This is a genomic window from Clavibacter sp. GW821-FHT01D01, from assembly GCF_059422605.1.
The window spans coordinates 59,027-83,724 of record NZ_JBWKXC010000003.1 but is presented as its reverse complement, the minus strand read 5'-3'; the positions used below and the strand labels follow the sequence as shown (position 1 = coordinate 83,724).

The 24,698-nt window shown below is 74.2% G+C and carries 17 protein-coding genes and 1 tRNA gene; 11 read left to right on the top strand and 7 right to left on the bottom strand.

Annotated elements, in window-relative coordinates:
* Positions 1 to 41: 41 nt before the first annotated feature.
* Positions 42 to 1,067, bottom strand: a complete 1,026-nt coding sequence (locus tag AC07VC_RS05905; protein ID WP_317230230.1) for an endonuclease/exonuclease/phosphatase family protein — start codon at positions 1,065 to 1,067, stop codon at positions 42 to 44.
* Positions 1,068 to 1,159: 92 nt separating this feature from the next.
* Here AC07VC_RS05905 and AC07VC_RS05900 point away from each other — a divergent pair, with 92 nt between their 5' ends.
* From AC07VC_RS05900 to AC07VC_RS05890, 3 genes are all read left to right on the top strand, one after another.
* Positions 1,160 to 2,041 carry a PHP domain-containing protein gene (locus tag AC07VC_RS05900; protein WP_494675511.1) on the top strand — a complete coding sequence of 294 codons (882 nt, stop codon included), beginning with the start codon at positions 1,160 to 1,162 and terminating at the stop codon, positions 2,039 to 2,041.
* Between the two features lie 187 nt (positions 2,042 to 2,228).
* On the top strand, positions 2,229 to 2,804 hold the full coding sequence (locus AC07VC_RS05895; protein WP_494675512.1) for a hypothetical protein: 576 nt from the start codon (positions 2,229 to 2,231) through the stop codon (positions 2,802 to 2,804).
* Positions 2,797 to 3,099 (top strand): immunity protein CdiI family protein, encoded by a 303-nt coding sequence (locus tag AC07VC_RS05890; protein ID WP_494675513.1) that lies wholly within the window; start codon positions 2,797 to 2,799, stop codon positions 3,097 to 3,099. Before AC07VC_RS05895 ends, AC07VC_RS05890 begins: the two co-directional genes overlap by 8 nt.
* A 67-nt stretch (positions 3,100 to 3,166) precedes the next feature.
* On the opposite strand, the gene AC07VC_RS05885 is transcribed toward AC07VC_RS05890, so the two are convergent.
* Positions 3,167 to 4,690 carry a DEAD/DEAH box helicase gene (locus tag AC07VC_RS05885; protein WP_494675514.1) on the bottom strand — a complete coding sequence of 508 codons (1,524 nt, stop codon included), beginning with the start codon at positions 4,688 to 4,690 and terminating at the stop codon, positions 3,167 to 3,169.
* A gap of 149 nt (positions 4,691 to 4,839) precedes the next feature.
* Between AC07VC_RS05885 and AC07VC_RS05880 the strand changes: the two genes are divergently transcribed.
* A complete protein-coding gene (locus tag AC07VC_RS05880; protein ID WP_494676555.1) occupies positions 4,840 to 5,559 on the top strand; it encodes a ferritin-like fold-containing protein in 720 nt (239 codons plus the stop codon).
* A gap of 170 nt (positions 5,560 to 5,729) precedes the next feature.
* Here the strand turns inward: AC07VC_RS05880 and AC07VC_RS05875 are convergent, their stop codons facing one another.
* Both AC07VC_RS05875 and AC07VC_RS05870 read right to left on the bottom strand, forming a co-directional pair.
* Positions 5,730 to 6,017: a hypothetical protein gene (locus tag AC07VC_RS05875; RefSeq protein ID WP_317230226.1), complete on the bottom strand. Its 288-nt coding sequence runs from the start codon at positions 6,015 to 6,017 to the stop codon at positions 5,730 to 5,732.
* Positions 6,018 to 6,027: 10 nt separating this feature from the next.
* A complete protein-coding gene (locus AC07VC_RS05870; protein ID WP_094115501.1) occupies positions 6,028 to 6,252 on the bottom strand; it encodes a DUF3107 domain-containing protein in 225 nt (74 codons plus the stop codon).
* 213 nt (positions 6,253 to 6,465) lie between these two features.
* Between AC07VC_RS05870 and AC07VC_RS05865 the strand changes: the two genes are divergently transcribed.
* Both AC07VC_RS05865 and AC07VC_RS05860 read left to right on the top strand, forming a co-directional pair.
* A complete protein-coding gene (locus AC07VC_RS05865) occupies positions 6,466 to 9,735 on the top strand; it encodes an ATP-dependent helicase (RefSeq protein WP_494675515.1) in 3,270 nt (1,089 codons plus the stop codon).
* Positions 9,732 to 13,019, top strand: coding sequence for an ATP-dependent helicase (locus AC07VC_RS05860; RefSeq protein ID WP_494675516.1), 3,288 nt, complete (start codon positions 9,732 to 9,734; stop codon positions 13,017 to 13,019). The genes AC07VC_RS05865 and AC07VC_RS05860 overlap by 4 nt, the downstream gene beginning before the upstream one ends.
* On the opposite strand, the gene AC07VC_RS05855 is transcribed toward AC07VC_RS05860, so the two are convergent.
* Positions 12,932 to 14,008, bottom strand: a complete 1,077-nt coding sequence (locus tag AC07VC_RS05855; protein ID WP_317230518.1) for a phosphotransferase — start codon at positions 14,006 to 14,008, stop codon at positions 12,932 to 12,934. The two genes, AC07VC_RS05860 and AC07VC_RS05855, sit on opposite strands and share 88 nt — an antisense overlap.
* Before the next feature lie 138 nt (positions 14,009 to 14,146).
* On the opposite strand from AC07VC_RS05855, the gene nudC reads away from it, so the two are divergent.
* Both nudC and AC07VC_RS05845 read left to right on the top strand, forming a co-directional pair.
* Positions 14,147 to 15,100 carry an NAD(+) diphosphatase gene (gene nudC / locus AC07VC_RS05850; protein WP_494675517.1) on the top strand — a complete coding sequence of 318 codons (954 nt, stop codon included), beginning with the start codon at positions 14,147 to 14,149 and terminating at the stop codon, positions 15,098 to 15,100.
* A gap of 10 nt (positions 15,101 to 15,110) precedes the next feature.
* Positions 15,111 to 17,006, top strand: a complete 1,896-nt coding sequence (locus AC07VC_RS05845) for an ATP-dependent helicase (RefSeq protein WP_494675518.1) — start codon at positions 15,111 to 15,113, stop codon at positions 17,004 to 17,006.
* 897 nt (positions 17,007 to 17,903) lie between these two features.
* Here AC07VC_RS05845 and AC07VC_RS05840 read toward each other — a convergent pair.
* Positions 17,904 to 19,322 carry a zinc-dependent metalloprotease gene (locus tag AC07VC_RS05840; RefSeq protein WP_494675519.1) on the bottom strand — a complete coding sequence of 473 codons (1,419 nt, stop codon included), beginning with the start codon at positions 19,320 to 19,322 and terminating at the stop codon, positions 17,904 to 17,906.
* 213 nt (positions 19,323 to 19,535) lie between these two features.
* On the opposite strand from AC07VC_RS05840, the gene AC07VC_RS05835 reads away from it, so the two are divergent.
* From AC07VC_RS05835 to AC07VC_RS05825, 3 genes are all read left to right on the top strand, one after another.
* Positions 19,536 to 20,627: a YlbL family protein gene (locus AC07VC_RS05835; RefSeq protein WP_317230912.1), complete on the top strand. Its 1,092-nt coding sequence runs from the start codon at positions 19,536 to 19,538 to the stop codon at positions 20,625 to 20,627.
* 149 nt (positions 20,628 to 20,776) lie between these two features.
* Positions 20,777 to 23,728, top strand: a complete 2,952-nt coding sequence (locus AC07VC_RS05830; protein WP_494675520.1) for a UPF0182 family membrane protein — start codon at positions 20,777 to 20,779, stop codon at positions 23,726 to 23,728.
* 143 nt (positions 23,729 to 23,871) lie between these two features.
* A tRNA-Met gene (locus AC07VC_RS05825) sits at positions 23,872 to 23,945 on the top strand.
* Between the two features lie 83 nt (positions 23,946 to 24,028).
* On the opposite strand, the gene AC07VC_RS05820 is transcribed toward AC07VC_RS05825, so the two are convergent.
* Positions 24,029 to 24,694, bottom strand: a complete 666-nt coding sequence (locus tag AC07VC_RS05820) for a peroxiredoxin-like family protein (RefSeq protein ID WP_494675521.1) — start codon at positions 24,692 to 24,694, stop codon at positions 24,029 to 24,031.
* Between the last annotated feature and the right edge of the window lie 4 nt (positions 24,695 to 24,698).

The following is a 24,698-nucleotide window of genomic DNA, read 5'->3' as shown; positions in this document are numbered from 1 at the left end:
ATCCCACCTGCGCGGCGCACCAGGAGGGGCGCAGGGCCTGCTCAACGCAGGGGCGTGAGCTGCGCGACGATCGGACGGTGGTCGCTGCCCGCCCCGTCGCGGTCCTCGACCACGCGGAAGCCCGTGACCTCCCACCCCGGCGTCGCCATGACGTGGTCGATGGGGGTGCCGAGGAGCGCGGGGACGTCGGTCGGCCAGGTGCCGACCGCCGCGTTCCCCGAGGCGCGCGCCGCGTCGACGCACTGGCCGAGGTCGGTCACCTGGTCGCGCTCCGTCGGCGTGCCGCCGTACCGGCTCATGTGGTCGAGCGTGGCGTTGAAGTCGCCCGCGATGATCACGTTGCCCTCGTCGCAGCGCTGTCCGAGCCAGGCGAGGTCGGCCCGCCAGTTGTCCATCTGCTCGGGGATGGGGGAGACCGGGTGCACCGCCATGATGACGGGCCCGTTCCCGTCGACCGGCTCCATGATGACCGTGGGCAGGACGCTCGTGGTGCCGCGCGACTCGTCGACCCGGTAGTCGCCGTAGGCCGCGCTGATGAGGATGGTGGTGGATCGGGCCGCGGCCACGTCGTCGAAGGCGGTGGTGCGCACCCACATCGGCCGGCCGGCCTCGCGCATGAGCACGGCGATCTCGGCGCCGGTCTCCTCGCGCGTCTCGGGGAGCGTGATGACGTCGGCGCCCGACTCGATGGCGAGGTCGGCGACGGCGCGCGCGCCGGTGGCGCCGCCGAGCGTGTTCCAGGACAGCACCGTGACGTCGGACTCCTGCGGCTCGGCGAAGGCCGTGTCGCCGAGCCCGCGCGTCGCCAGGACGGCGGAGTTCGCGCCGATGAAGACCACCAGCAGCAGGGCGATGCTCCCGAGCAGGCGCCGCCCGGGGCGGATCGCGAGGCAGAGGACCAGGGTCACGACGAGGACCGCGGCCGCGGCCGCGACGAGTGCCCCGCGGATGGCGACGGCGTGGGCCACCAGGTACGTCTGCTCCAGCCCGAGGAGCTGGGGCCACGTGACGAGGAGGAGTCCTGCGGCGGTGACGAGGATGACTGCTGCTCCGACGATCCGACCCATGACGTAGACGACACTATGGCGGCTCTCTGGGAGAGCGCCCGCCGCGGTCCCGGCCGACGGGCCGTGCGAGGGCCGCCGCGTAGGATGGAGGGATGCCGGAGCAGCAGCGGGGTCCCATCGACCTGCACACGCACAGCTCCGTCTCCGACGGCACCGAGGCGCCCGCCGAGCTGGTCGCGCAGGCCGCGTCGCAGGGGCTCTCCGCCGTGGCGCTCACCGACCACGACTCCACCGCGGGCTGGGCGGACGCCTCCGCCGCGGCCCGCGCGCACGGCATCACCCTCGTCCCCGGCATGGAGATGAGCACGCAGCTGGAGTACGCGAGCGTCCACGTCCTCGCCTACCTGTTCGACCCCGAGGACGCCGACCTCGCGGCGATGACCGCCCGGGTGCGCGGCGAGCGGATGACCCGGGCGGAGGCGATGGTCGGCCGCATCGGCCGCGACTACGCGCTCACCTGGGACGACGTGCTCGCCCAGACCACGCCCGGCAGCACCATCGGCCGCCCCCACATCGCCGACGCGCTCGTGGCCCGCGGCCACGTGGCCACCCGCTCGGCGGCCTTCGAGAGCATCCTCCACTGGCAGGGCGGCTACTACCGGCCGCACTACGCGCCCGACCCGATCCTCGGCGTCGAGCTGATCACCGCGGCGGGCGGCCTCGCGGTCCTCGCGCATCCCGGTGCCCGCGGGCCCGAGCGCGTGCTGTCGGACTCGCGCATGACGTCGCTCGTCACCGCCGGCCTGTTCGGCCTCGAGGTGCGGCACCGCGACAACCCGCCCGCGTCGCGCGTGCGCCTCACGGAGCTGGCCGAGCGGTTCGGGCTCGAGGTGACGGGATCCAGCGACTACCACGGCGACGGCAAGCCGAACCGGCTCGCCGAGAACACGACCGAGCCCGCCGTGCTCGCGCGCATCGTCGAGCGCGCCACGGGGTGGGCGCCGGTCATCCCGCCTTCCGCCACCGCGGCCTGAACGTCCCGGTCCGTCGAGCGGCCGCCTCCTGGGTGGCGAGGCGCCGCGCGGGAGGGTCCCGCCGGGTGCTGTGGAACGTGCGCTCCGTCGATCGGCTGCGCAGGTAGCTTCTGCGCACCCCGGGAGGCCTGGCTCGGGGCCACATCCGCACGTGATCGTGCAGACGGTTCGAAGAGGAGAACGGAACATGACGACAGCCACGCGCCATCGGACGCGGGTGACAGCCCTCGCCGTGGCCGCTGCAGGCCTCGTGACCGCACCGCTGGCGCTGGCCTCGCCAGCGAGCGCGGCCACCGCCACCTACGAGATCCCCGCGCCCTCGACTCCCGCCGCGGGCGTCGAGACGTCGCTTCTGGACCCGATCACGATCGGAGCGTGCAACGCCGGCTTCGGTGATGTGAGCGTGGCCTCGTGGGAGACCGGCATCGGTCATGTCGATCTCTTCTGTGGAGACGACAAGTCCGGCTACGTTCACATCCGGACGGGGCATCAAGCTCAATGGCAGACAGTCGTCGACGGAGCCGGTGGTGGGGCGTATTGGGACGACTTCATGGTCTTCGCCACCGGATCCATGGTCACAGCGCCCGGTCCCGGTTTCCCGAAGGACGAGGGTGATGGGAAGCTCTGTTATTCCGCACCCATTCTCATCAAGAACGAGGAAGGCAACGTCGTGGATACTTACAATCCGACGGTGATCGTCTCCGCCAACAACAAGAAGATCATCACCTCTTTTCCGACCCATCTGGTGGACGACTGTGGCTGAGGGGCGGCCGCTCAAGGACCTCATCCTCGCAGTCGATTATTCTCAGAAGTGGCCGCTCGACGACATCATGTGGCCCGGCCCTCCGTTGGATTGGGACACCCTGATCTCCCAGGAGCTCAAGGATCGCTTGATCGCATGGGCGGCGTTCTTCAACGCGCACATGGACTGGGAGACCGGGCTGTTCGGATCGGAGGAGCGGCGACGCTGGTACGACGTGGAGGGTCTCCAGCTCATGTACGACCTCCAGGAAGCCCTGGAGGGGAAGTTCCGGGTGAGACTGCGTCTCCCCAGGTGACACGACTCCACAGGAGACGAGGGGCCGCATCCGGTGGATGCGGCCCCTCTCGTCGTGCGGTGCGGCGCTAGGACGTCGCGGTCGGGCGGTCGCCGCCCGAGCGACGGCGGCGGTTGCGCGAGCGCGGACGGGTCTGGCCGTCGGCGTGCGGCGCGTCGTGGCCGCCGGCGGTACTCGACTGCTCGCTGCCGATGGCGGCGGTCGCCTCGGCGGGAGAGGTCGCCGTCGCGGTCGACGTGCTGCGGCTGCGCGACCGGTCTCGGTCGCCGCCGCCGGAGCGGCCGCCGCCCCGTCCGCCGTCACGACCTCCGCCGTCACGGCTGCCGCCGCGTCCGCCATCGCGACCCGAGTCGGATCCGCGGCTGCCCGGGCGCTCGCGCGGCGTGCCGTCCGGGTTGACCGTGGGGGTCGCGCGGAGGCGGCCCTTGGACCCGGCGGGGATGTCGAGGTCGGTGAACAGGTGCGGCGACGACGAGTACGTCTCGGTCGGCTCCGGCTGGCCGAACTCGAGGGCGCGGTTGATGAGCGCCCACTTGTGCAGGTCGTCCCAGTCGACGAACGTCACCGCGATGCCCGTCTTGCCCGCGCGGCCCGTGCGGCCGACGCGGTGCAGGTACGCCTTGTCGTCCTCGGGGATGGTGTGGTTGATCACGTGGGTGACGTCGAGCACGTCGATGCCGCGCGCGGCGACGTCGGTGGCGATGAGGATGTCCTTCTTGCCGGCCTTGAAGGCGGCCATGGCCCGCTCGCGCTGCTCCTGGTTGAGGTCGCCGTGCACGGCGGCGGCGTTGAAGCCGCGGTCGTTGAGCTCCTCGACGAGACGCGCGGCGGCGCGCTTGGTGCGGGTGAAGATCACGGTCTTGCCGCGGCCCTCGGCCTGGAGGATGCGGCCGATGACCTCGTCCTTGTCCATGTTGTGCGCGCGGTAGACGAGGTGGCGGATGTTGGCCTGCATGAGGCCCTCGTCCGGGTCCGTCGCGCGGATGTGGATGGGCTTCGTCATGAAGCGGCGGGCGAGCGCCACGATCGGGCCGGGCATGGTGGCCGAGAACAGCATCGTGTGCCGCACCGCGGGGGTCTGCGCGAACAGCTTCTCGATGTCGGAGAGGAACCCGAGGTCGAGCATCTTGTCGGCCTCGTCGAGCACCATCTCGCGCACGTCCTTGAGCGAGAGCAGGCGCTGGCCCACGAGGTCGAGGAGGCGGCCCGGCGTGCCGACGACGATCTGCGCGCCCGCCTTCAGCTGCTCGATCTGGCCCTCGTACGCCTTGCCGCCGTAGATGGAGACGACGGTCGTGGCGCGGTTGGCGGTGGCGATCTGGAGGTCCTCGGTGACCTGGACCGCGAGCTCGCGCGTCGGGACGACCACGAGGGCCTTGACGCCCGGCTCCGGCGCGAGGCCGAGCCGCTGGATGAGCGGGAGGCCGAAGCCGAAGGTCTTGCCGGTGCCTGTCTTGGCCTGGCCGATGATGTCCTGGCCGGAGAGCGCCAGGGGGATGGTCTGCTCCTGGATGGGGAAGGGTTCGAGGATCCCGTGGTCGGCGAGCGCCTGGACCATGTCCTCGTCGATGTTCAGTTCGGTGAAAGTCACGTTGTGCCCTGTCTAGCGGTGCGGTCCACGCCCGGACTGCTGCTCTGCGGGCGCGATGGGGCCCTTCCGTTGAGGGACCACGGGCGAGTTTAGCGGGCGGGGGCCCCGACACCGCCTCCCGCTCCCTATACGCTGGCCACGTGCTCAAGATGTTCGGACGCCGGTCGACGACGATCGAGGCGCCCCGGGTCCGGTCCCGCGGCGAGTCGAAGCGCCGGTCCGCGTCGCCGACCGTGAGCGTGGACGACTTCTCGCCCGACACCCTGCGCTTCCTCGGCGGTGTCGCCTACCTGCAGCTGACGGTCTTCGAGACCCTGTCGCGCGCCGTCGCCGAGGCACCCGACCTGGCGGGCAAGGAGGCCGTGTCCACCGCCGCGGGCATCGCGCTCGGCAAGCACCAGGCGCTCGCCGCGGAGATCAAGCGGCTGGACGGCGACCCCAGCATCGTCATGGAGCCGCACCGCGCGGCGTTCGACCGGTTCACCGCCACCGTCTCGGGCGCCGACTGGTACGAGACGCTGCTCTCCGCCTACATCACCACGGGGCTGCTCGACGACTTCTTCGTACGGCTCGCCTCGTCGCTGCCCTCGGACCAGCGCCAGCGGGTCGTCGTCCTGCTGTCCTCGGGCGTCGGGCAGCAGGGGATCGTCGACGCCGTCCGCGCCGGGATCCGCCGCGACCCGCGCCTCGCGTCGCGACTCGCGATGTGGGGGCGCCGGCTCGTCGGCGACACGCTCCTCGTCGCGGGCACCGCGATGCGCGCGTCGCTCGCCGACCCGGACGACGCGCGCGTGCACCTCGAGCCCGTGTTCGCCGGCATCATCACGGCCCACACGCGGCGCATGGACGCCCTCGGCCTGACGGCCTGACGGCCTCACGGCCTGATCCGGGGGCGGCGCGCTCCATCCCGGTCGGTCCCGCGCGATCCGGTGCCGTCCAGCCGGCGGCTGGTCCCTCCCGCCGACGCGACCGTGCGGCGCCGACACGACGCCGCCCGGTCCTCGCGGGGCCGGGCGGCGCGTCGTACGGGTGCGTGCGCTCAGCCGCCGATCGCGGCGAGGTCGCGGGCGTCCGCGGCCGTGCGGCGACGGCCGATCAGCAGGTCCGCCCCCGCGGCGACCACGGCCGCGACGACGAGCGTCGCGATCCAGATGACCCCCTGGTCCCAGGGGAGACCGGCCCACGTGAGCGCCACCCACGTCGCCATCGCCGAGGCGGTGCCGATCGCGGGCACGAGCAGGGCACCGTGCGCGGCGCGGTGGGGGAGCGCGTAGCGCGCCACGAGGCCGAGGGCGGCCCCGGCGAGCGCGACGAACAGGAGCTCCACGGGCGGCGGGCTAGCGGACGAAGCCGATGCGCGGGGCGTCGGCGCTGCCGAGCTCCACGTAGGCGAGGTGCGCGGTGACGGCGAGGTGGGTGGCGCCCTTCTCGTCGGTGAACGAGATGAAGGGCGCGGCGTCGCGGACGGCCGCGGTGACGGTCTCCTGGACCTCCTCGGGCGTCTGCTTGGTGCTGAAGGAGAGCTCGCGGGCGGTGTTGACGAGGCCGATACGGATTTCCACGGGGGTGCCTTTCGATGCGTCGGATGCGACGGTGCTCCTCCGAGGTTAGGGCACCCGCCCGCGCGGGCCCGCGGCGTTCACTGAGGGCGGACGGGCGGCGGTCGACGGGGTCCGCGGGCGGGTGCCCGGGTGCTCGGCGGGCCGGACCCGCGGGCGGTCGCGGGCGGCGGCCGCGGGGCCGCCGACGTCGGAGGCCGCCGGTAGCGTGGGCGCGTGACCATCCGGGGATTCCGCCAGCCGTCCGCCTCCGTCGCCGGCGGCGCGGAACCCGCCGTCGAGCTCGACCCGTCGCAGCGCGCCGTGCTGGAGCTGCCCGTCGGCACGAGCGCCGCGGTCATCGGCGCGCCCGGATCGGGCCGCACGACCGTGCTGCGCGAACTGGTGGCCGAGCGCATCCTCGCGCAGGGGCTCGACCCCGCCGAGGTCCTCGTGCTCGCGCCGTCCCGCGCCGCCGCCACCCGCCTCCGCGACGAGCTCGCCCTCCGGGTGGGCGTGCCCACGCTCGGGCCCCTCGCGCGCACCGCCACGTCGGTCGCCTTCGAGGTGCTCGCCCGCCGCGCCGCCGACACGGGCACCGAGCCGCCGCGGCTGCTCACGGGCGCCGAGCAGGACCAGATCATCGCGGACCTCCTCGCCGGGCACGAGGAGCTGGGCACCGGGCCCGCGTGGCCCGATCCGCTGGGCGTCGAGGTGCGTCGGCTGCGCGCGTTCCGCACCGAGCTGCGCGAGCTGCTGATGCGGGCGACGGAGGAGGGCGTCCGCCCGGACGCCCTCGCGGGGCTCGGACGGGTGCACGGCGTCCCCGAGTGGATCGCGGCGGCCGACTTCGCGCGCGAGTACGAGGACGTGGTCGACGCGTTCCGGGGGGACCACCTCGACAGCGCGGAGCTGCTCGCGGAGGCCGTGCTCGTGGTGTCGCGCGGGGAGGCGCTCACGGGGATCCGGCTGGTGGTCGTCGACGACCTCCACGAGGCGACGGTGGCCACGCTCTCCCTGCTGCGCGCGCTCGCGGCCCGCGGCGCCGACGTGGTCGCGTTCGGCGACCCCGACGTCGCGGCCGCCACCTTCCGCGGCGCCGAGTCCGCGGCGCTGGGACGGCTGTCCAGCGTCCTCGGCCTGCCCGACCTCCGCACCCTGGTCCTCGACCGCGTGCACCGGCAGCCGCCCGCGCTCCGCGCGCTCACCTCGGCCGTCACGGCGCGCATCGGCGCGGCGGGCGCCGGACGACAGCGGCAGGCGGCCTCGGCGCCGGGACGGGTGGACGGGCCGGACCCGATCCAGGTCATCGAGGCGCCGACACGCGCGATCGAGCTGGCGCGCCTCGCCCGTCGCCTGCGCGAGGAGCACCTGCTCGGCGGGGTGCCGTGGGCGCGCATGGTCGTGCTGGTGCGGTCCGGATCCCTCGTGCCGCAGGTCGCCCGCAGCCTCGCGACCGCCGAGGTGCCCACGCGCACCGCGGTCGCCGGTCGTGCCCTGCGCGACGACCTCGCCGCCCTCGCGCTCATCGGCGCCGTCGACGTCGCCCTCGGGCGCGTGGCACTCACCCCCGGGGTCGCGTCGGCCCTCGCCACCGGCCCCCTCGGCGGACTCGACGGGGTCGCGCTCCGCCGCCTGCGCCTCGCGCTCCGCCAGGAGGAGCTCGCGGGGGACGGGCACCGGTCGAGCGACGAGCTGCTCGTCGAGGCGCTCGCGGCGCCCGGCCGCCTCGAGACGCTGGACCTCGCACCCGCCCGGCGCCTCGCCGGGCTCGCGCGCACGCTCCAGGGCGCGCGGGAGCTCGCGGCCGCCGACGGCACCATCGAGGAGCTGCTCTGGCACCTCTGGGAGGGCTCCGGCCTCGCGAAGCCGTGGTTCGAGCAGGCGCTGCAGACCGGCATCGTCGCGGACCAGGCGAACCGCGACCTCGACGGCGTCGTCGCGCTGTTCACGGCGGCGCGCCGCTTCGTGGAGCGGAACCCGGGCCGGCCCGCCTCCGACTTCGTCGAGGAGCTGCTCGGCGCGGAGGTGCCGGAGGACACGCTCTCGCCCCAGCCGCTCGCCGACACCGTGCTCGTGGCCACCCCGTCGGCGGTCGTCGGCGCCGGCTACGAGGTCGTCGCCGTCGCCGCCCTGCAGGAGGGCGTCTGGCCGAACCTGCGGCTGCGCGGATCCCTGCTGCACCCCCAGCGCCTCTCCGCGGTCGCCCGCGGCCTCGACCGGGCAAACGTGGACGAGCGCGCCGAGGTCCTCGGCGACGAGCTGCGGATGCTCGCGCTCGCCGTCTCGCGGGCGTCGCGCGCGGTCGTCCTGAGCGCCACGGCCAATGACGAGGAGGCGCCGTCCCCGTTCCTGCGCCTCGTGCCGCCCGCCCCGGGACTCGCCGAGGCGGAGGCCGGCGCCGACGCCGGACGCGTCGCGCAGGACGCGCCGGCCGCGCTGCGGATCCGCCCCGACCACCCCCTGTCCCTCCGCGGGCTCGTCGGCGCGCTGCGCCGGGAGCTCGCCGTCGTGCACCGCGACGCCGTGCTCCTCGACGACGGGAGCGTCGTCTCCGGCGACCGCACCGCGCGGCGGCCGGCCGACGCCACGCGGGAGCGGGGCCTCGCCGCCGCGTCGGCCCTCGCGCGCCTCGCCGCCGAGGGGGCGACCGGGGCGGATCCGGCCGAGTGGTACGGCCTGCGCGCCCCGTCCACCACGGAGCCGGTCGTCGACCTCTCCGATCCCGAGGCGCGCGTCGCCGTGTCCCCGTCGCGCCTGGAGGCGTTCGAGCGGTCCCCGCTGAACTGGTTCGTCGACCAGGCGTCCGGCGGGTCGACCAGCACCGCCATGGGCATCGGCACCATCGTGCACGCCGTCATGGAGGAGGCGAGCCTCGACCCGGACGCCGACCTCCGCCCCGCGGCCCTCGAGGTCCGGCTCGACGAGCGCTGGGGGGAGCTGCCCTTCGAGTCGCCGTGGGTGGGCGAGCGCGAGCGGCGCCAGGCCGGCGAGCTCATCGCGGGCGTCAGCGGCTACCTCCGCGACTTCGCGGCCGACGGCGGGCGGATGCTCGCGGCCGAGGGGTCGTTCGAGCTCGAGGTGGGCGTCGCCCGCCTCCGCGGCATGATCGACCGGATCGAGCTCACGAAGGAGGGACGGGTGGTCATCGTCGACCTCAAGACCGGCCGGCACCACCCGTCGCGGGCCGAGATCCCCGCGCACGCGCAGCTCGGCTCCTACCAGCTCGCCTTCGTCGAGCGCTCGCTCGAGCAGGTGCCCGCGGACGCGCCCTCCGGCGGCGCCAAGCTCCTCTACGTCTCGGGCGGCGTCCGCGGCCTGCCCTACCGCGAGCTGCCGCAGGAGCCGCTGACCCGCGAGGAGCTCGACGGGTTCCGGGAGCGCATCGTCCACGCGGCCGAGGGCATGGCGGGGGCGTCCTTCGAGGGGACGCCGGACCTGGGGGAGCGGGATCCGGGGTCGGCCCGGCGGTACCGCATCCACCTCGTGCGGGCGGTGTCGGCATGAGCGGCGTTGTCGGAGCGGGCGCGGACGGCCTCGCGGACGCCCGCGGGGACCTCGCGCGTCGACCGGTGAGCGCCCACGCGATCGCGGAGACGCTCGGCCTGCCGAGCCCCACCGAGCAGCAGCGGCGCGTCATCGAGTCGCCGCTCGAGCCCGGGCTCGTCGTCGCGGGCGCCGGCAGCGGGAAGACCGAGACCATGGCGAGCCGGGTCGTCTGGCTCCTCGCGAACGGCCACGTGGGGGTCGAGGAGATCCTCGGGCTCACCTTCACGCGGAAGGCCGCGGGGGAGCTCGGGGTCCGCATCCGCGCCCGCATCGAGCAGCTGCAGCAGGCGGGGCTCGCCGCCGCCCCGGCGGACGCCTTCGCGACGCCCACCGTGCAGACCTACAACGCCTTCGCGAACGGCATCTTCCGCGACAGCGCGACCCTCATCGGCCGTGAGGCGGAGTCGGTCGTGCTCACGGAGGCGTCGGCCTGGCAGCTGGCGCGCCGCCTCGTGGTCGAGAGCACGGACCCGCGGCTCCTGGAGCTCGGGCGGGGCGTGGATCCCATCACCCAGGCCGTCATCTCCCTCAGCCGGGCCATGAGCGAGAACGTGGCGGACCCGGCGGAGGTCGTGCGGCTCGCGCGGTCGTTCGTCGGCCTCGAGGAGCTGCCGTTCGGCTCCGCGCGCATCCGCAGGGCGCCGGCCGCCGAGGCCGTCGCCGCGGTCGGCGCGCTGCCGCCGCTCGTCGACCTCGCCATCGCGTTCCAGGAGGAGAAGACCCGCCGCGGGCTCGTGGAGTACAGCGACCAGGTGGCCTTCGCGCTCGCCATCTGCGAGCGGGTGCCGCAGGTCGTCCAGGAGCACCGGACGCGGTTCCGCGTGGTGCTGCTCGACGAGTACCAGGACACCTCCGTCGTCCAGACCCGGCTCCTCTCCACGCTGTTCGGCGGCACGCCGGTGATGGCGGTGGGGGACCCGCACCAGTCCATCTACGGGTGGCGCGGCGCGAGCGCGGCGAACCTCGCCCGCTTCGGCGCCGACTTCGCGCCCGAGGGCGTCGCGGCGGCCGACGTGCCGGTCTACGCGCTCTCCACCAGCTGGCGGAACCCGGGCGCGGTCCTCGGCGCGGCGAACCGCATCGTCGAGCCGCTCACCGCGGCCTCCCGCATCCCCGTCGCGCGCCTCGAGCCCCGGCCCGACGCGGGGGACGGGCGCCTCGACGTCGCGTACGAGGAGACCGTGTCCGACGAGGCGGCGAGCGTCGCCGCGTGGTTCGCGGACCGGCTGCGGCAGCCGGGATCGGACGGCCGCCCCCGCTCCGCCGCGATGCTCTGCCGGTCCCTGAAGGGCGTCGAGCCCTTCACCACCGCGCTCGCGGACCGCGGCGTCCCCTTCCGCGTCCTGGGGCTCGGCGGCCTGCTCGACCAGCCCGCCGTCGTCGACCTCGTCTGCGTGCTCCGCGTGCTGCACGACCCCACCGCGGGCAGCGAGCTCGTGCGCCTGCTCACGGGCGCCCGCTGGCGCATCGGGACGAAGGACGTCCACGCGCTCTCCCGCATCGCGTCCTGGCTCATGGCGCGCGACCACGCGCAGCGGCCCCTCGAGGACGGGGTGCGCCAGGGCCTCCGCGCCTCGGTCGTGCCGGACGAGGTCGGATCCGTCGTCGACGCGCTCGACTTCGTGGTCGGCGCGCCCGAGGGCCACCGCGCGCTCGAGGGCCTCAGCCCGGAGGGCCTCAGGCGCCTGCGCGCCGCCGGCCGCCAGCTGCAGGTGCTCCGCTCGCGCGTCGGACTCGACCTGGTCGACCTCGTCACCGTGGTCCAGCAGGAGCTGCTGCTCGACATCGAGGTCGCCGCCAACGAGACGGACCCGCTCGGCCGGGCGAGCCTCGAGGCCTTCACCGAGCAGGTGGCCGGCTACCTCCAGGGCGACTCCGCGGGCACGCTCGGCCCGTTCCTCGCCTGGCTGGCGGAGGCGGAGCGACGCGACAACCTCGCGCCCCGGACGGAGGAGCCCGAGCCCGGGACGGTGCAGATCCTCACCATCCACGGCTCCAAGGGCCTCGAGTGGGACGTCGTCGCGGTGCCCCGCATGGTCGAGGGCGAGCTCCCGGGCACGCTGCGGGAGAAGAGGGGATGGGTCGCGTTCGGCGCGCTGCCGTTCGAGTTCCGCGGCGACTCGGCCGAGCTGCCCTCGCTCGCCTGGCGCGGCGTGGAGACGCAGAAGGAGTTCGCCGAGGCGATGGAGGCCTTCGGCGAGGAGCTCGAGGAGCGGAACGCGGCCGAGCAGCGGCGTCTCGCGTACGTGGCGATCACGCGCACGCGGTCCGACCTCCTCCTCACCGGCTCGTTCTGGTCCACCCAGCAGAAGCCCCGGTCTCCCGGCGCCTTCCTCCGCGAGATCCAGGAGGTCGGGCTCATCGCGCCCGACGCGCTCCCGGAGTCACCGGAGCTGGCGGAGAACCCGCTCGAGCCCGGGTCGGCGCGCATCGCGTGGCCGCTCCCGCCGCTCGGCCCCCGCGAGGCGCGGGTGCGGGCCGCCGCCGCGGCCGTCGCGGACGCCGACCCGGCGCGCGAGACCGTCTGGACCCGGGACATCGACCTGCTGCTCGCCGAGCGGGACGCCCGCGCCCGCGACGCGGAGCTGGTGGACCTCCCCACGCGCATCCCCGCGTCCCGCTTCAAGGACTTCGTCAGCGCGCCCGCCGCCGTCGCCGCGCGGCTGCGCCGGCCCATGCCCGAGCGGCCCTACCGGCAGACGCGCCTCGGCACGCTGTTCCACGGCTGGGTCGAGGCGCGCTACGGGCCCGCGGGCACCGCGGACGTGATCGACGCGTCCGGCGTCGAGCTCGACCAGGACCCGACCGAGCCGCCCGTGGAGCAGCAGGACCTCGACCGGCTGCGGGCCGTCTTCGAGGCGAGCGAGTGGGCGTCCCGGAGGCCCGAGGAGGTCGAGGTGGAGATCCACATGGAGCTCGCCGGCCAGGTCGTCATCTGCAAGATCGACGCCGTGTTCCTCATCGACGGCCGCTACCGGGTCGTCGACTGGAAGACCGGGCGCACCCCGAAGGACGCCGCCGACCTCGAGCTCAAGCAGCTGCAGCTCGCGCTGTACCGCCTCGCGTTCGCGAAGTGGCGCGGCATCGACCCCGACCTCATCGACGCGGAGTTCTACTTCGTCGCCGACGACGTCTCGCTGAAGCCCGAGCGGCTCTACTCCGAGGAGGACCTCGTGGCGCTCTGGTCGGGCGCGCGCACGCCGGACGCGTCGCGGGCGCCGTCGGGGCCGACGGTGGGCTGAGGCCGGGAGTCGAGCATCTCCTCGACCTGGTCGACGTCCATCACCGGCAGCGTCTCGTGGGCGATGCGCTGCCCCTCGTCGGCGCGCACCGTGTCCACGAGCGCGCTGAGCATGTTCACGGCGTCGTCGATGATGCCCTGGTCGCGCGTGTCGGTCCCGTGCAGGAGCCAGCGCGCGATCTCGAGCTCCGCGTAGAGGAGCGCGCGCTGCTTGAGCTGGCGGTCCACCGTCACGTGATGCGCGGCGTTGTAGGCGCGGAAGACGCTCTCGGCCACGTGCTCGGCGCGCGCGCCCAGCACCCAGTGCAGGTCGTGGGCGGGGTCCGCGACGCGCAGGTCGGACCAGCCGATCATCCCCGTCACGGCGTCGCCCTCGACGAGGAAGGAGGCGGCCTGCACGGATCCGTTGACCACCGCGGGCTGGAACTGCCACAGCGACGCGTCGTCGAGGGCCTCCTCCCACCGGCTCAGCAGGAGGCTCGGCACGAGGGCGGTGGCGGCGGCGCGGTCGATGAGCGCCGCGGTCTGGCTGTGGATCTCCGCGGCCGAGAGCACGGGGAGGCCCGCGTCGGCGACGAAGCCGGTCGGCAGGCTGTGGACCGCGGAGACGGCGGCGCCGATGGAGCGCGCCAGACCGTCGCCCGCGGGGATCTCGTCGAGCGAGATGACGCGCCCCGGGACGTGCCCGTAGACGAACCCGCGCGTCGGCTTGATGGGCGCCTGACCCAGGAACTCGGGCACCTGGAACGGCAGGCGGGAGCGGATCCCGATGCTCAGGGCCCGCAGCGCCACGAGGTCGGCGGACTGCTCGGTCTCGGCGGCCTGGGTCGTGGGCACGCGCACGAGCAGCTCGCGGCCGTCCCGGGTCGAGAGCAGCGCGGAGTCGAAGTCGCCCGCGCCGCCGGCCGTGAAGGGGGTGCTGCGGACCACGTCGAGCCCCGCGACGGCCGAGGTCGCCAACGCGGCTAGAGTGAGGTGGGATCTGGCCATGCCCTACAGGTTAGGTCGCTGGGAGCCCTCCGCCTCACCGCGCCACGCGCTTCCCGCCCCACCCGCGCACCGTCGGCGCACCGCGGCACCGCCGTCCCGCCCCTCGGCCCGTCCGCCCTCGAAGTCGATTGGTCACCCGTGCTCGACAGCTTCCTCTCCCGCCTGCCCCTCTCCCGCGAGGGCGTCGACCGCGACGGCCTCACCCGCGACTCGCCGGCCCTGTTCGACGAGCTGTGGGCGGATCCGGCGACCCGCGTCCTCGCCCTGCACGACCGGCGTGCGCTCGGCACCGTCGCCGACGACCGCGCGGCCCTCGACCTCCTGCCGGTCGAGCGGGTGACCGCGGCGACGATCCGCATCTACCTCGGCCGCACGACGATCGCGCACGCCGGCGAGCCGGTCGGCACGCCGGTCGTCGCCGCCGTCCTCACCGACGCCGCCGCCGCCGAGCTCGAGCCCGCCGCGGAGCGCTGGCTCGACCTCCGCGCCACGGCCGTCCAGCTGGACGACCGCGACGCGGCCCTGTTCACCGGCGCCCTGGCGACCGCCAACTGGCACGCATCGCACCCGTTCTCCCCGAAGACGGGCGAGCCGACCGTCGTCGAGCAGGGCGGCTGGGTGCGTCGCGCGCCCTCCGACGGCTCGCAGGTGTTCCCGCGCACCGACGCCGCGGTCATCATGGGCGTCGTCGACGCCGACGACCGCCTCCTCCTGGGCGCCAACGCGATGTGGGGCGGCGACCGCTACTCGCTGCTCGCGGGCTTCGTGGAGCCGGGCGAGTCGTTCGAGGCGGCCGTGAAGCGCGAGGTCCTGGAGGAGTCCGGCGTCACCGTCGAGGACCCGCGGTACCTCGGCAGCCAGCCCTGGCCGTTCCCCGCGTCGGTGATGGTCGGCTTCCTCGCGCGGGTCTCGGCGACGAGCGGGCCGGCGACGCCCGACGGGGTCGAGATCATCGACCTGCGCTGGTTCAGCCGGGAGGAGCTCCGGGCGTCGCTCGGCGAGATCGCGCTGCCCGGCCCGTCGTCCATCGCCCGCGCCATCATCGAGGAGTGGTACGGCGGCCCCCTCGAGGACGGCGAGCGGGAGTGGTGACCCGCCGACCGTGATCGACCGTCTCGCCCCCGCCTCGCCCGCCCCCTCCTCGCCCGACCCCGCCGGATCCGGTCGCGGACCGGCCTCCGCGGCTCCCGTGGCCGAGCCGGCGGAGGAGGCCCCCACCGCGGAGTCCCTCCTCGACGCGCTCGACGACCAGCAGCGTCTCGCCGCGCAGGCGCTCCTCGGGCCCGTCGTGGTGCTCGCCGGCGCCGGGACCGGGAAGACGCGCGCCATCACGCACCGCATCGCGTACGGGATCCAGGCGGGCGTCTACCCGCCCGAGCGCGTCATGGCCCTGACCTTCACGTCGCGGGCCGCGGCCGAGCTCCGCGGGCGCCTCCGCGAGCTCGGCGCGGGACCCGTCGCCGCCCGCACCTTCCACGCGGCCGCGCTCAAGCAGCTCAACTTCTTCTGGCCGCAGGTGGTGGGCGGCACCATGCCCCGGCTCATCGAGAGCAAGGGCCGGATGCTCGGCCACGCCGCCGAGTCGCTGCGCCTCCGCCTCGACACGGCGGCCCTCCGCGACATGGCCGCCGAGGTCGAGTGGCGCAAGGTGTCGATGACCTCGCTCGAGCAGTACGGCCTCGCCGCGCGCACCACCCGGACGCTGCCGCCGCAGCTCGACGCCGACCAGGCCGTCGCGCTCCTGCAGGCGTACGAGGACATCAAGGACCAGCGCCGTCAGCTCGACTTCGAGGACGTGCTGCTCGCCACCGCGGGCATGATCGAGGCGGAGCCGTGGGTGGCGCAGCAGGTGCGCGAGCAGTACCGGTTCTTCGTGGTCGACGAGTACCAGGACGTCTCGCCGCTGCAGCAGACCCTGCTCGACCTCTGGATGGGCGACCGGCGCGACCTGTGCGTCGTCGGCGACGCCAGCCAGACCATCTACTCGTTCGCGGGCGCCAGGAGCGCCTACCTGCTCGACTTCGCGTCCCGGTTCCCCGAGGCGGCCGTGGTGCGGCTCGAACGCAACTACCGGTCGACGTCGGGCATCACGGAGGCCGCGAACCGGCTGATGCGCGGGCGGCCGGGAGCCCTCACGCTCGTCTCGGCGGACGCGGATCCCGACGGCGACGGCAGGGGCCCCGCGACCGCGAGGGGCCGCGGAACCGGCGCCGCATCGGGCCGGAGGGAGGGCTTCACGGCGCCGCAGGTGAGCGCCTTCCCATCCGACGGCGCCGAGGCGCGGGCCGTCGCGGGCGCCATCGCCCAGCAGATCCAGTCCGGCATCGCCCCCGAGGACATCGCCGTCCTGTACCGCATGAACGGCCAGGCCGCCGTGCTCGAGCAGGCGCTCGGGGACGCGGGCGTCAGCTACCAGGTGCGGGGGTCGCAGCGGTTCTTCGACCGCGCCGAGGTGAAGCAGGCGCTGCTCGCGCTCCGCGGCGCGTCCGTCTCCATCTCCGGCGAGCCGCTGTTCAAGTCGGTGAGCGACGTGCTCCGCGGCCTCGGCTGGAGCCAGCAGCCGCCCGAGCAGCAGGGCGCCGTGCGCGACCGCTGGGAGTCCCTCGACGCGATCATGGGCCTCGCCGAGCGCATGCCCGCGGGCAGCACCTTCCGCGCGTTCACGGACGAGCTGCTCGAGCGCCAGGCCGGCCAGCACGAGCCGACCGTCTCCGCGGTGACGCTCGCCACGCTGCACTCCGCCAAGGGCCTCGAGTGGGAGCACGTCTACCTGATGGGACTCAGCGAGGGGCTGGTCCCGATCAGCTACGCGCAGACGCTCGAGGCGGTGGACGAGGAGCGGCGCCTCCTCTACGTCGGCATCACGCGCGCGCGCTCCGGCCTCCGACTGTCCTGGAGCCGGAGCGGACCGCAGCGGTCGGGTCAGCGGGAGCCGTCGCGGTTCCTGGCAGAGCTCGACACCCGCATCGCGGGTGGAGGCGCGCGGCGCGGCGCGTGATGCGGCCCGTGCGCACGTCGAGCACCGCCTGGTGGCCGTCGAGCGCGTTCCCGCCGCCGGTGAGCAGGAGGTCGACGGGCCGCGCCGCGAGGGCGGCGAGCTCCGCGGGGACGAGCCCCGTGTCCGAACCGCTGTCGCGTCCGAGCAGCTGCGTCGCCATGGCGGGCCATGCCGGGTCCGCGTCCCGGCGCGCGAGGTCGAGGCAGTAGCAGCAGACCGTCCGCCCGGGCTCGACGAGCGGGCCGACCGTCGCGTGCCGGTCCCCGAGCACGACGGGCAGGTGCGGGACGTCCTCCCGGGACCAGCGGCCGTACACGGCCGGGGCGATGGCGAAGTGGGCGACGACGACGGCCAGCGCGGTGCGCGGGTCCGCCTCGGCCGCGGGGTGCTGGCGCCGCACGTGGTGCCCCGCGCGGAGGAGGGCGTCCGCCACGAGCTGCGCGGTCGGGCCGGCGCCGACCACCGCGACCGGTCCGCGTCGGGGCTGTCCGTCGGCGGATCCGCCGTCCGGATCGGGAGCGGCGACGCCGGGGTCGCGCGGGGGCGCGAGCGCCGGCCGCACCAGGTCGAGGAGCTGCGTCACCTGCGCCGGCGTCGCGCCCTCGGTCGCGGCGATCATGTCGAGCCCGCCGCGGCTGATGCCGTGCCGGAGGGCGTCGAGGAGGCGCTCGTCGAGCCGGGACACGGCCGTGAGCACCACGGGCGGGCGGTCGACGCCGATCTGGAGGGAGTCCGGCGTGCGCCAGACGAGCGGGAGACGGGGATCGAGTCGGATGGCCATGGGCGCGGAGAGTGCCCGACGGCCGGGACGCGCGCCGGGCGCGTCCACAGGCGGGCACGCGCGAGGGGCCGGCACCGCGCGTGCGGTGCCGGCCCCGGCATGGCGTGCGCGCCGCGTCAGACGGGGCGGGGGTCCGTCCCGTCGGTGCCGTCGTCCGGTCCGCCGTCGGGCGTGGTGCCCGGCTCGGTGGCGCGGCCCTGGCCGTCCTCCACGGGGCGTCCGGCGTCGGATCCGCTCAGCAGGTCCTCGAGGGCCTGGTCGACCTCGTCGGGCTCCGGGTCGCCCTGGGTGAGGCGCTGGACGAGCGCCTGCGGGGAGTCGATGTCCTCGGAGGTGGGCAGCACGTCCGGGTGCGACCACAGCGCGTCGCGCTGCTCGGCGCCCACCCCGTCGGACACGGCCTGCCACATGGCGGCCGCCTCGCGTAGCCGGCGGGGGCGCAGCTCGAGGCCGACGAGCGTGGCGAAGGCGGACTCGGCGGGGCCGCCGGTCGCGCGGCGACGGCGGACCGTCTCCGCGATGGCCGACGCGCGGGGGAGCCGGACGGTGGCGGCGGCCGTGACCACGTCCACCCAGCCCTCGATGAGGGCGAGCATGGTCTCGAGCCGGGCGAGGGCGGCGAGCTGGGCGTCCGTCTTCGGCGGGATGAGGGACCCGTCGACCATCGCCTGCCGGAGCTCCTCCGGGTTCGACGGGTCGAAGCCCTCCGCGAGCGACTCGAGCCGCTCGGTGTCGATGTGCACCCCCTTCGCGAACTCGGTGATGGAGGAGATGAGCTGCAGGCGGAGCCAGCGGGCGTGGCGGAACAGGCGCGCGTGGGCGAGCTCGCGCACCGCCAGGTAGATCTGCACCTGGTCCTCGGACACGTCGAGCCCGGATCCGAACGACGCGACGTTCTGGGGGAGGAGCGCGGCCTGCTGGTCGTCGAGGAGCGGGATGCCGACGTCGCCGCCGGAGACGACCTCGGTGGACAGCTGCCCGACCACCTGGCCGAGCTGCATGGCGAAGAGCGTGCCGCCGAGGTTCCGCATCATGCGCCCGGCGCCGGCGACCATGCCCTGCATCTCCTCGGGCGCGTTCTGCTGCAGGACGTCGGTGAGGGAGTCGGCGATGCTGAGGGCGACCGGCTCGGCCAGCTGCGTCCACACGGGCATGGTGAGCTCGGTCCACTGCGCGCGGGTGATGAGGCGCGGCGCGACCGTGAGCTGGCTCACGTACGTGACCTCGTCGAGCCAGAGGGCCGCGACCTGGAACGCCTGGTCGAGGGGGGCGGACGCGGCCGCGGTGACCTGGGTCTGCTCCGCGGCGGCGAGCTGCCGGGCGCCCTCGCGGGCGACCTTCCAGTCGACGCCGTCGCCGGTGCTGCTGAGCGCGCCCTGCAGCTGCGCGAGGAGCTGGCGCACCATCTCCGGGTCCTGCGGCAGGCCCGCGGCGCCCGCGAGCTTCTCGGGGTCGATCTGCCCGTCGGCGCCGAGGAACCGTCCGAGCATGCGGCGGAACTCGTCCTCGGGATTCGGGGTGGGCTCGTCGGCCATGGAGGGTCTCCCGGGGGGTCGGAGGGGGACGGATCGCGGGGTCGCGACCCGTGCGACCACGCTAGCCCGCGCCCACGGGAAACCCATCCGGATTCGCCTAGGCTGAGCCGTCGCGGCTTCCGCCCGCCGCGAACAGCGGCCGTGAGCCGCCGCAGAACCCCGACGCGCGGCCGCATCCCGGCCCGTCGCGCGCCCCGACCGCGAGGATCCCGGATGAGCCTGTTCGCCCAGCACGCCCCGCGCGCACCCCGGCCCCCGCGCCGCCGCCGGGTCGGCCGCGTGCTCGCCGGCGCCGGCGCCGTGCTCGCCCTCGCGCTCGGCCTGCTGCCCTCGCCGTACGTCATCGAGCAGCCGGGCCCCGTGTTCGACACGCTCGGCACGAGCGACCACGAGGGCACGGAGCGTCCCCTCATCTCCATCCCGGACCGCACCACCTACCCGACCGACGGGCGCCTCGACATGCTCACCGTGAGCGTCGTCGGCAACCCCGCCCAGCGCCCCGACTGGTTCCAGGTGGTCTCCGCGTGGCTCGACCCGAGCCGCAGCGTCGTGCCGATGGAGGCGGTGTTCCCCGCCGACCAGACGGCCGAGGAGCGCGATGCCCAGAACCAGGTCCAGATGACGGACTCGCAGCAGGACGCGGTCGCGGCGGCCCTCACGGAGCTCGGCATCGACGTGCCGCGGACCCTGCAGGTGCAGAGCATCCTCGACGGCTCCCCGGCGGCGGGCCCCCTGCGGACGGGCGACGCCATCCGCACCGTCGACGGAGCCGACGTGGTCGACCTCGCCGACCTGCAGGCCCGCGTCGCCGCGGCGGGCACGACCACGGCGCTGTCCTTCGGGATCACGCGCGACGGCCAGGACAGCACCGTCGAGGTGACGCCCGCGGAGCGCGACGGCCGTCCGGTCATCGGGATCGTCACCTCCACGGCGTACGAGTTCCCGTTCGAGGTCGACATCCAGCTCGACGACGTCGGGGGGCCGAGCGCGGGGATGATGTTCGCGCTCGGGATCATGGACAAGCTCGAGGAGGGCTCGCTCACCGGCGGGAGGGCCTTCGCGGGTACGGGCACGATCGACGCGGCGGGCACCGTCGGGCCCATCGGCGGCATCCGGCAGAAGCTCTTCGGCGCGGAGCGCGCGGGGGCCGAGTACTTCCTCGCCCCGGCGGAGAACTGCGACGAGGTCCGCGGGCACGTCCCGGACGGGCTGCGCGTCTTCTCCGTCGCGACGCTCGACGACTCGCTGGCCGCGCTCGACGCCGTCTCCTCGGGCGGCGACCTGGACGCGTTGCCCACCTGCTGACGACGGCCGGGCCGGCCGGGAGCGGGTCCGGAGCGGCCCCGATCGAGAGGGCCCCCTTACCAGATCGGGACCCCTGATCGCTCGCAGGTTCCTGGCAAGGGCCCCGCCTAGGATGAGGGCTCCGCTGTCCCCGACTCTGAGGCACACACGTGACAAGCACATCCGCCCGGCCCTCCAGACGGAGCCGAGCCCCTCTCGCCATCACCGCGGCCATCATCGCCGCCCTCGTGATCGCGTTCTTCATCTTCGCCGGCTTCTACGCCGACGTCCTCTGGTACGACCAGCTGGGCTACCTGGGAGTGCTGCTCACGCAGTGGGGCGCGGGCATCGCGCTGTTCCTCGTCGGGTTCCTCGCCATGGCGGTCCCGGTGTTCGTCAGCATCCAGGTGGCGTACCGCTCCCGGCCGGTCTACGCGAAGCTCAACTCGCAGCTCGACCGCTACCAGCAGGTCGTCGAGCCGCTGCGCCGCCTCGCGATGTTCGCGATCCCGGCCGTCTTCGGCCTCTTCGCCGGCGTCTCGGCGTCGAGCGGCTGGCAGCGCACGCTGCTGTGGCTGAACCGCACGCCCGCCGGCACGACCGACCCGCAGTTCGGCCTCGACGTGTCGTTCTACATGTTCGAGCTGCCCTTCTACCACGCGGTCGTCGGCTTCGCCTCGGCCGTCGTCATCATCTCGATGCTCGGCGTGCTCGCCACCAGCTACCTCTACGGCGCCGTGCGGTTCACGGGCCGCGAGGTGCGCATCTCGAAGAGCTCACGCATCCAGATCGCCATCACGGCGGGCGTCTACTTCCTGCTGCAGGGCGTGAGCATCTGGCTCGACCAGTACTCCTCCGTCGTCAACCAGGCGAACGGGCAGCTCATCACGGGCGCCGCGTACTCCGACGTGAACGCGGTCATCCCGGGTCGCGCGATCCTCGCCGGCATCGCCGCCGTCGTCGCGCTGCTGTTCATCGTCACGGCGGTCATCGGCCGCTGGCGCCTGCCGATCATCGGCACCGCCGGCCTCATCGTCAGCAGCATCCTCATCGGCACGGCCTACCCGGCCGTCGTCCAGCGCTTCCAGGTGGAGCCGAACGAGCGGGCCTACGAGGCGCCGTTCCTCGAGCGCAACATCGAGGCGACCCGCGCGGCGTACGGCCTCGCGGACATCGAGGAGATCCCCTACGACGCCACGACGGACACCACGCCCGGCGCGCTCCGCGAGGACGCCGCGACCACGGCCAACATCCGCATCCTCGACCCCGCGGTCGTGGGCGACGCGTTCAGCCAGCTGCAGCAGTTCCGGCAGTACTACCAGTTCGGCGACAACCTCGACGTCGACCGGTACGACATCGACGGCCGCGTGCAGGACACGGTGGTCGCGGTGCGCGAGCTGAGCCCCACCAACACCGGCACCTCGTGGGTCAACCAGCACCTCGTGTACACGCACGGCTACTCGCTGGTCGCCGCGTACGGCACCCAGCGCACGAGCGACGGCCAGCCGGTCTTCCTCGAGTCCGGCATCCCGGCCTCGGGCGACCTCGGCGACTTCGAGCCGCGCGTGTACTTCGGCGAGAACTCGCCCGACTACTCCATCGTCGGCGGCCCCGAGTCCGGCGACAAGGTCGAGCTCGACTACCCGTCCGGCGAGGACGGCGCGGACGAGACGTACACGACGTTCCAGGGGAACGGCGGCCCGAAGGTCGACAACGTGTTCAAGCGCCTCATCTACGCGCTCAAGTTCCAGTCGGAGCAGATCTTCCTCGCGAGCCAGGTCAACGACCAGTCGCAGATCCTGTACGACCGCGACCCGGCGCAGCGCGTCGGCAAGGTGGCGCCGTACCTGACCATCGACAAGGACCCCTACCCCAGCGTGGTCGACGGCCGCGTCGTCTGGATCGTGGACGGCTACACCACGAGCGACCAGTACCCGTACTCGGAGCGCCAGGACATGAGCCGCCTGATCGCGGACTCGCAGCAGACGCAGCCGCTCGTCCCGACGGACCGGATCAACTACATCCGCAACTCGGTGAAGGCGACGGTCGACGCGTACGACGGCAAGGTCACGCTCTACGCGTGGGACACCGAGGACCCGATCCTCAAGACCTGGCAGAAGGTGTTCCCCTCGACCCTCCAGCCGATCTCGGACATCTCGGGCGAGCTCATGAGCCACCTGCGCTTCCCGGCCGACATGTTCAAGGTGCAGCGCGCGGTCCTCGGCAAGTACCACGTGACCGACCCGGGCTCGATCTACTCGAACCAGGACCTCTGGACCACGCCGAACGACCCGACCGCGACCACGGACCCGGGCACGTCGGCGAGCCTCCAGCCGCCGTACTACCTGACCATGCAGATGCCGGGCCAGGACGAGCCGAAGTTCTCGCTGTACACGACCTTCATCCCGCCGGCCACGCAGGACACCGCCCGGAGCGTGCTCACGGGCTACCTCGGGGTCGACTCGGACGCGGGCAGCACGGCGGGCGAGAAGGCGCCGGACTACGGGAAGCTGCGACTGCTGACGCTGCCGAACGACGACACCATCCCGGCGCCCACGCAGATCCAGAACAACTTCAACTCCGACACGAACGTGGCGAACCAGCTCAACCTGCTGGAGCGCGGCGGCCGCACCTCCGTGGTGCGCGGCAACCTGCTGACCCTCCCGGTCGGCGGCGGCCTGCTGTACGTGCAGCCCGTGTACGTCCGCTCCACGGGCGACACGAGCTACCCGCTGCTCCGCAAGGTGCTGGTGGCGTTCGGCGACAAGATCGCGTTCGAGGACACGCTGGACGCGGCCCTCGACAGCATCTTCGAGGGCGACTCGGGTGCCACCGCCGGTGACGAGGGCGTGCCCACCACGCCCGTCACCGACGACGGCACCGGGACCGACGACGGGTCGACCGACGGCGACACGGGCTCGACCCCGACGCCCACGCCGGCCCCGACGACGCCCGCCGCTCCGGCGCAGGACGTGCAGGCGGCGCTGGCCGCGGCCGGCCAGGCGCTGCAGGACCGCGAGGCGGCGTACGCGGCCAACGACCTCGTCGCGGCGGCGCAGGCCGACCAGCGGCTCACCGAGGCGCTGGCACGGGCCATCGAGCTGGGCGGCGCCGAGCAGTAGCCCGGCAGCTCACGAGACGGCCCCGGCGGCCCCGCGATGCGGGTGCTGCCGGGGCCGTCCTCGTCGTGGGGGAGGGCTCGACCCGTCGGCGTGGGCCGAGTGGTCATGAGCACCTCGGAGGTCTGGTAATGTATTCCTCGTAGCGCGGGGTGGAGCAGTTCGGTAGCTCGCTGGGCTCATAACCCAGAGGTCGTAGGTTCAAATCCTGCCCCCGCAACAAGATGAAGGCCCGGTCTCCTCGAGACCGGGCCTTCTGCGTTGCCCGAGGCTGCCGTTCCGGGGCTGCGTTCCCCGGTACCGCTACCGGTTCGTGAGCGCGTCCACCGCGGCGACGATGTCGGCGACCTCCGTGCGCGTCGTGTAGTCCACGTGGACGTCCGCGAAGGACACCGTCCGGTCGGCGTCGACGACGATCACCGTGGGGAACGGGATGTCGCCCGTGCCGTCCGCGTTGCTGTCGGCCACGTCGAAGCCCAGCTGCGCGTGTGCGGCACGCGCCTCGGCGGACGGCTCCGTGACGAGGCCGAGCGCGCGCACGAAGGCGTTGGACGGGTCCGACAGCGTCGGGAAGTCGAGGCCCGCACCGGCGACCGCCTGCGCGCTGCCCTCGGGCGTCTGCGGGCTGACGGCGACGAGCGCCGCGCCGCGCTCCCGGAGCGCCGGCAGCAGCTCGGCCTGGTACTGGCGGAGCGTGAGGTTGCAGTACGGGCACCACGCGCCGCGGTAGAGCACCACGACGGCGGGACCGACGCCGAGGACGGCGGCCAGGTCGACCTCCGCGCCGTCGGGATCGAGCAGGGTCGCCCCGGGCAGGCGGTCGCCGGGGGAGACGGCCCCCGCGGGGACGCCCTCGTCGCGCAGGGACCGCTGCTCGGCGGCGAACACGGCCGACAGGTCCGGCCCGATCTGCTCGGCGAAGCCACGGTCGAACTCGTCGATCTGCGCCTGGATGGTCGTGTCGGTCATGGTG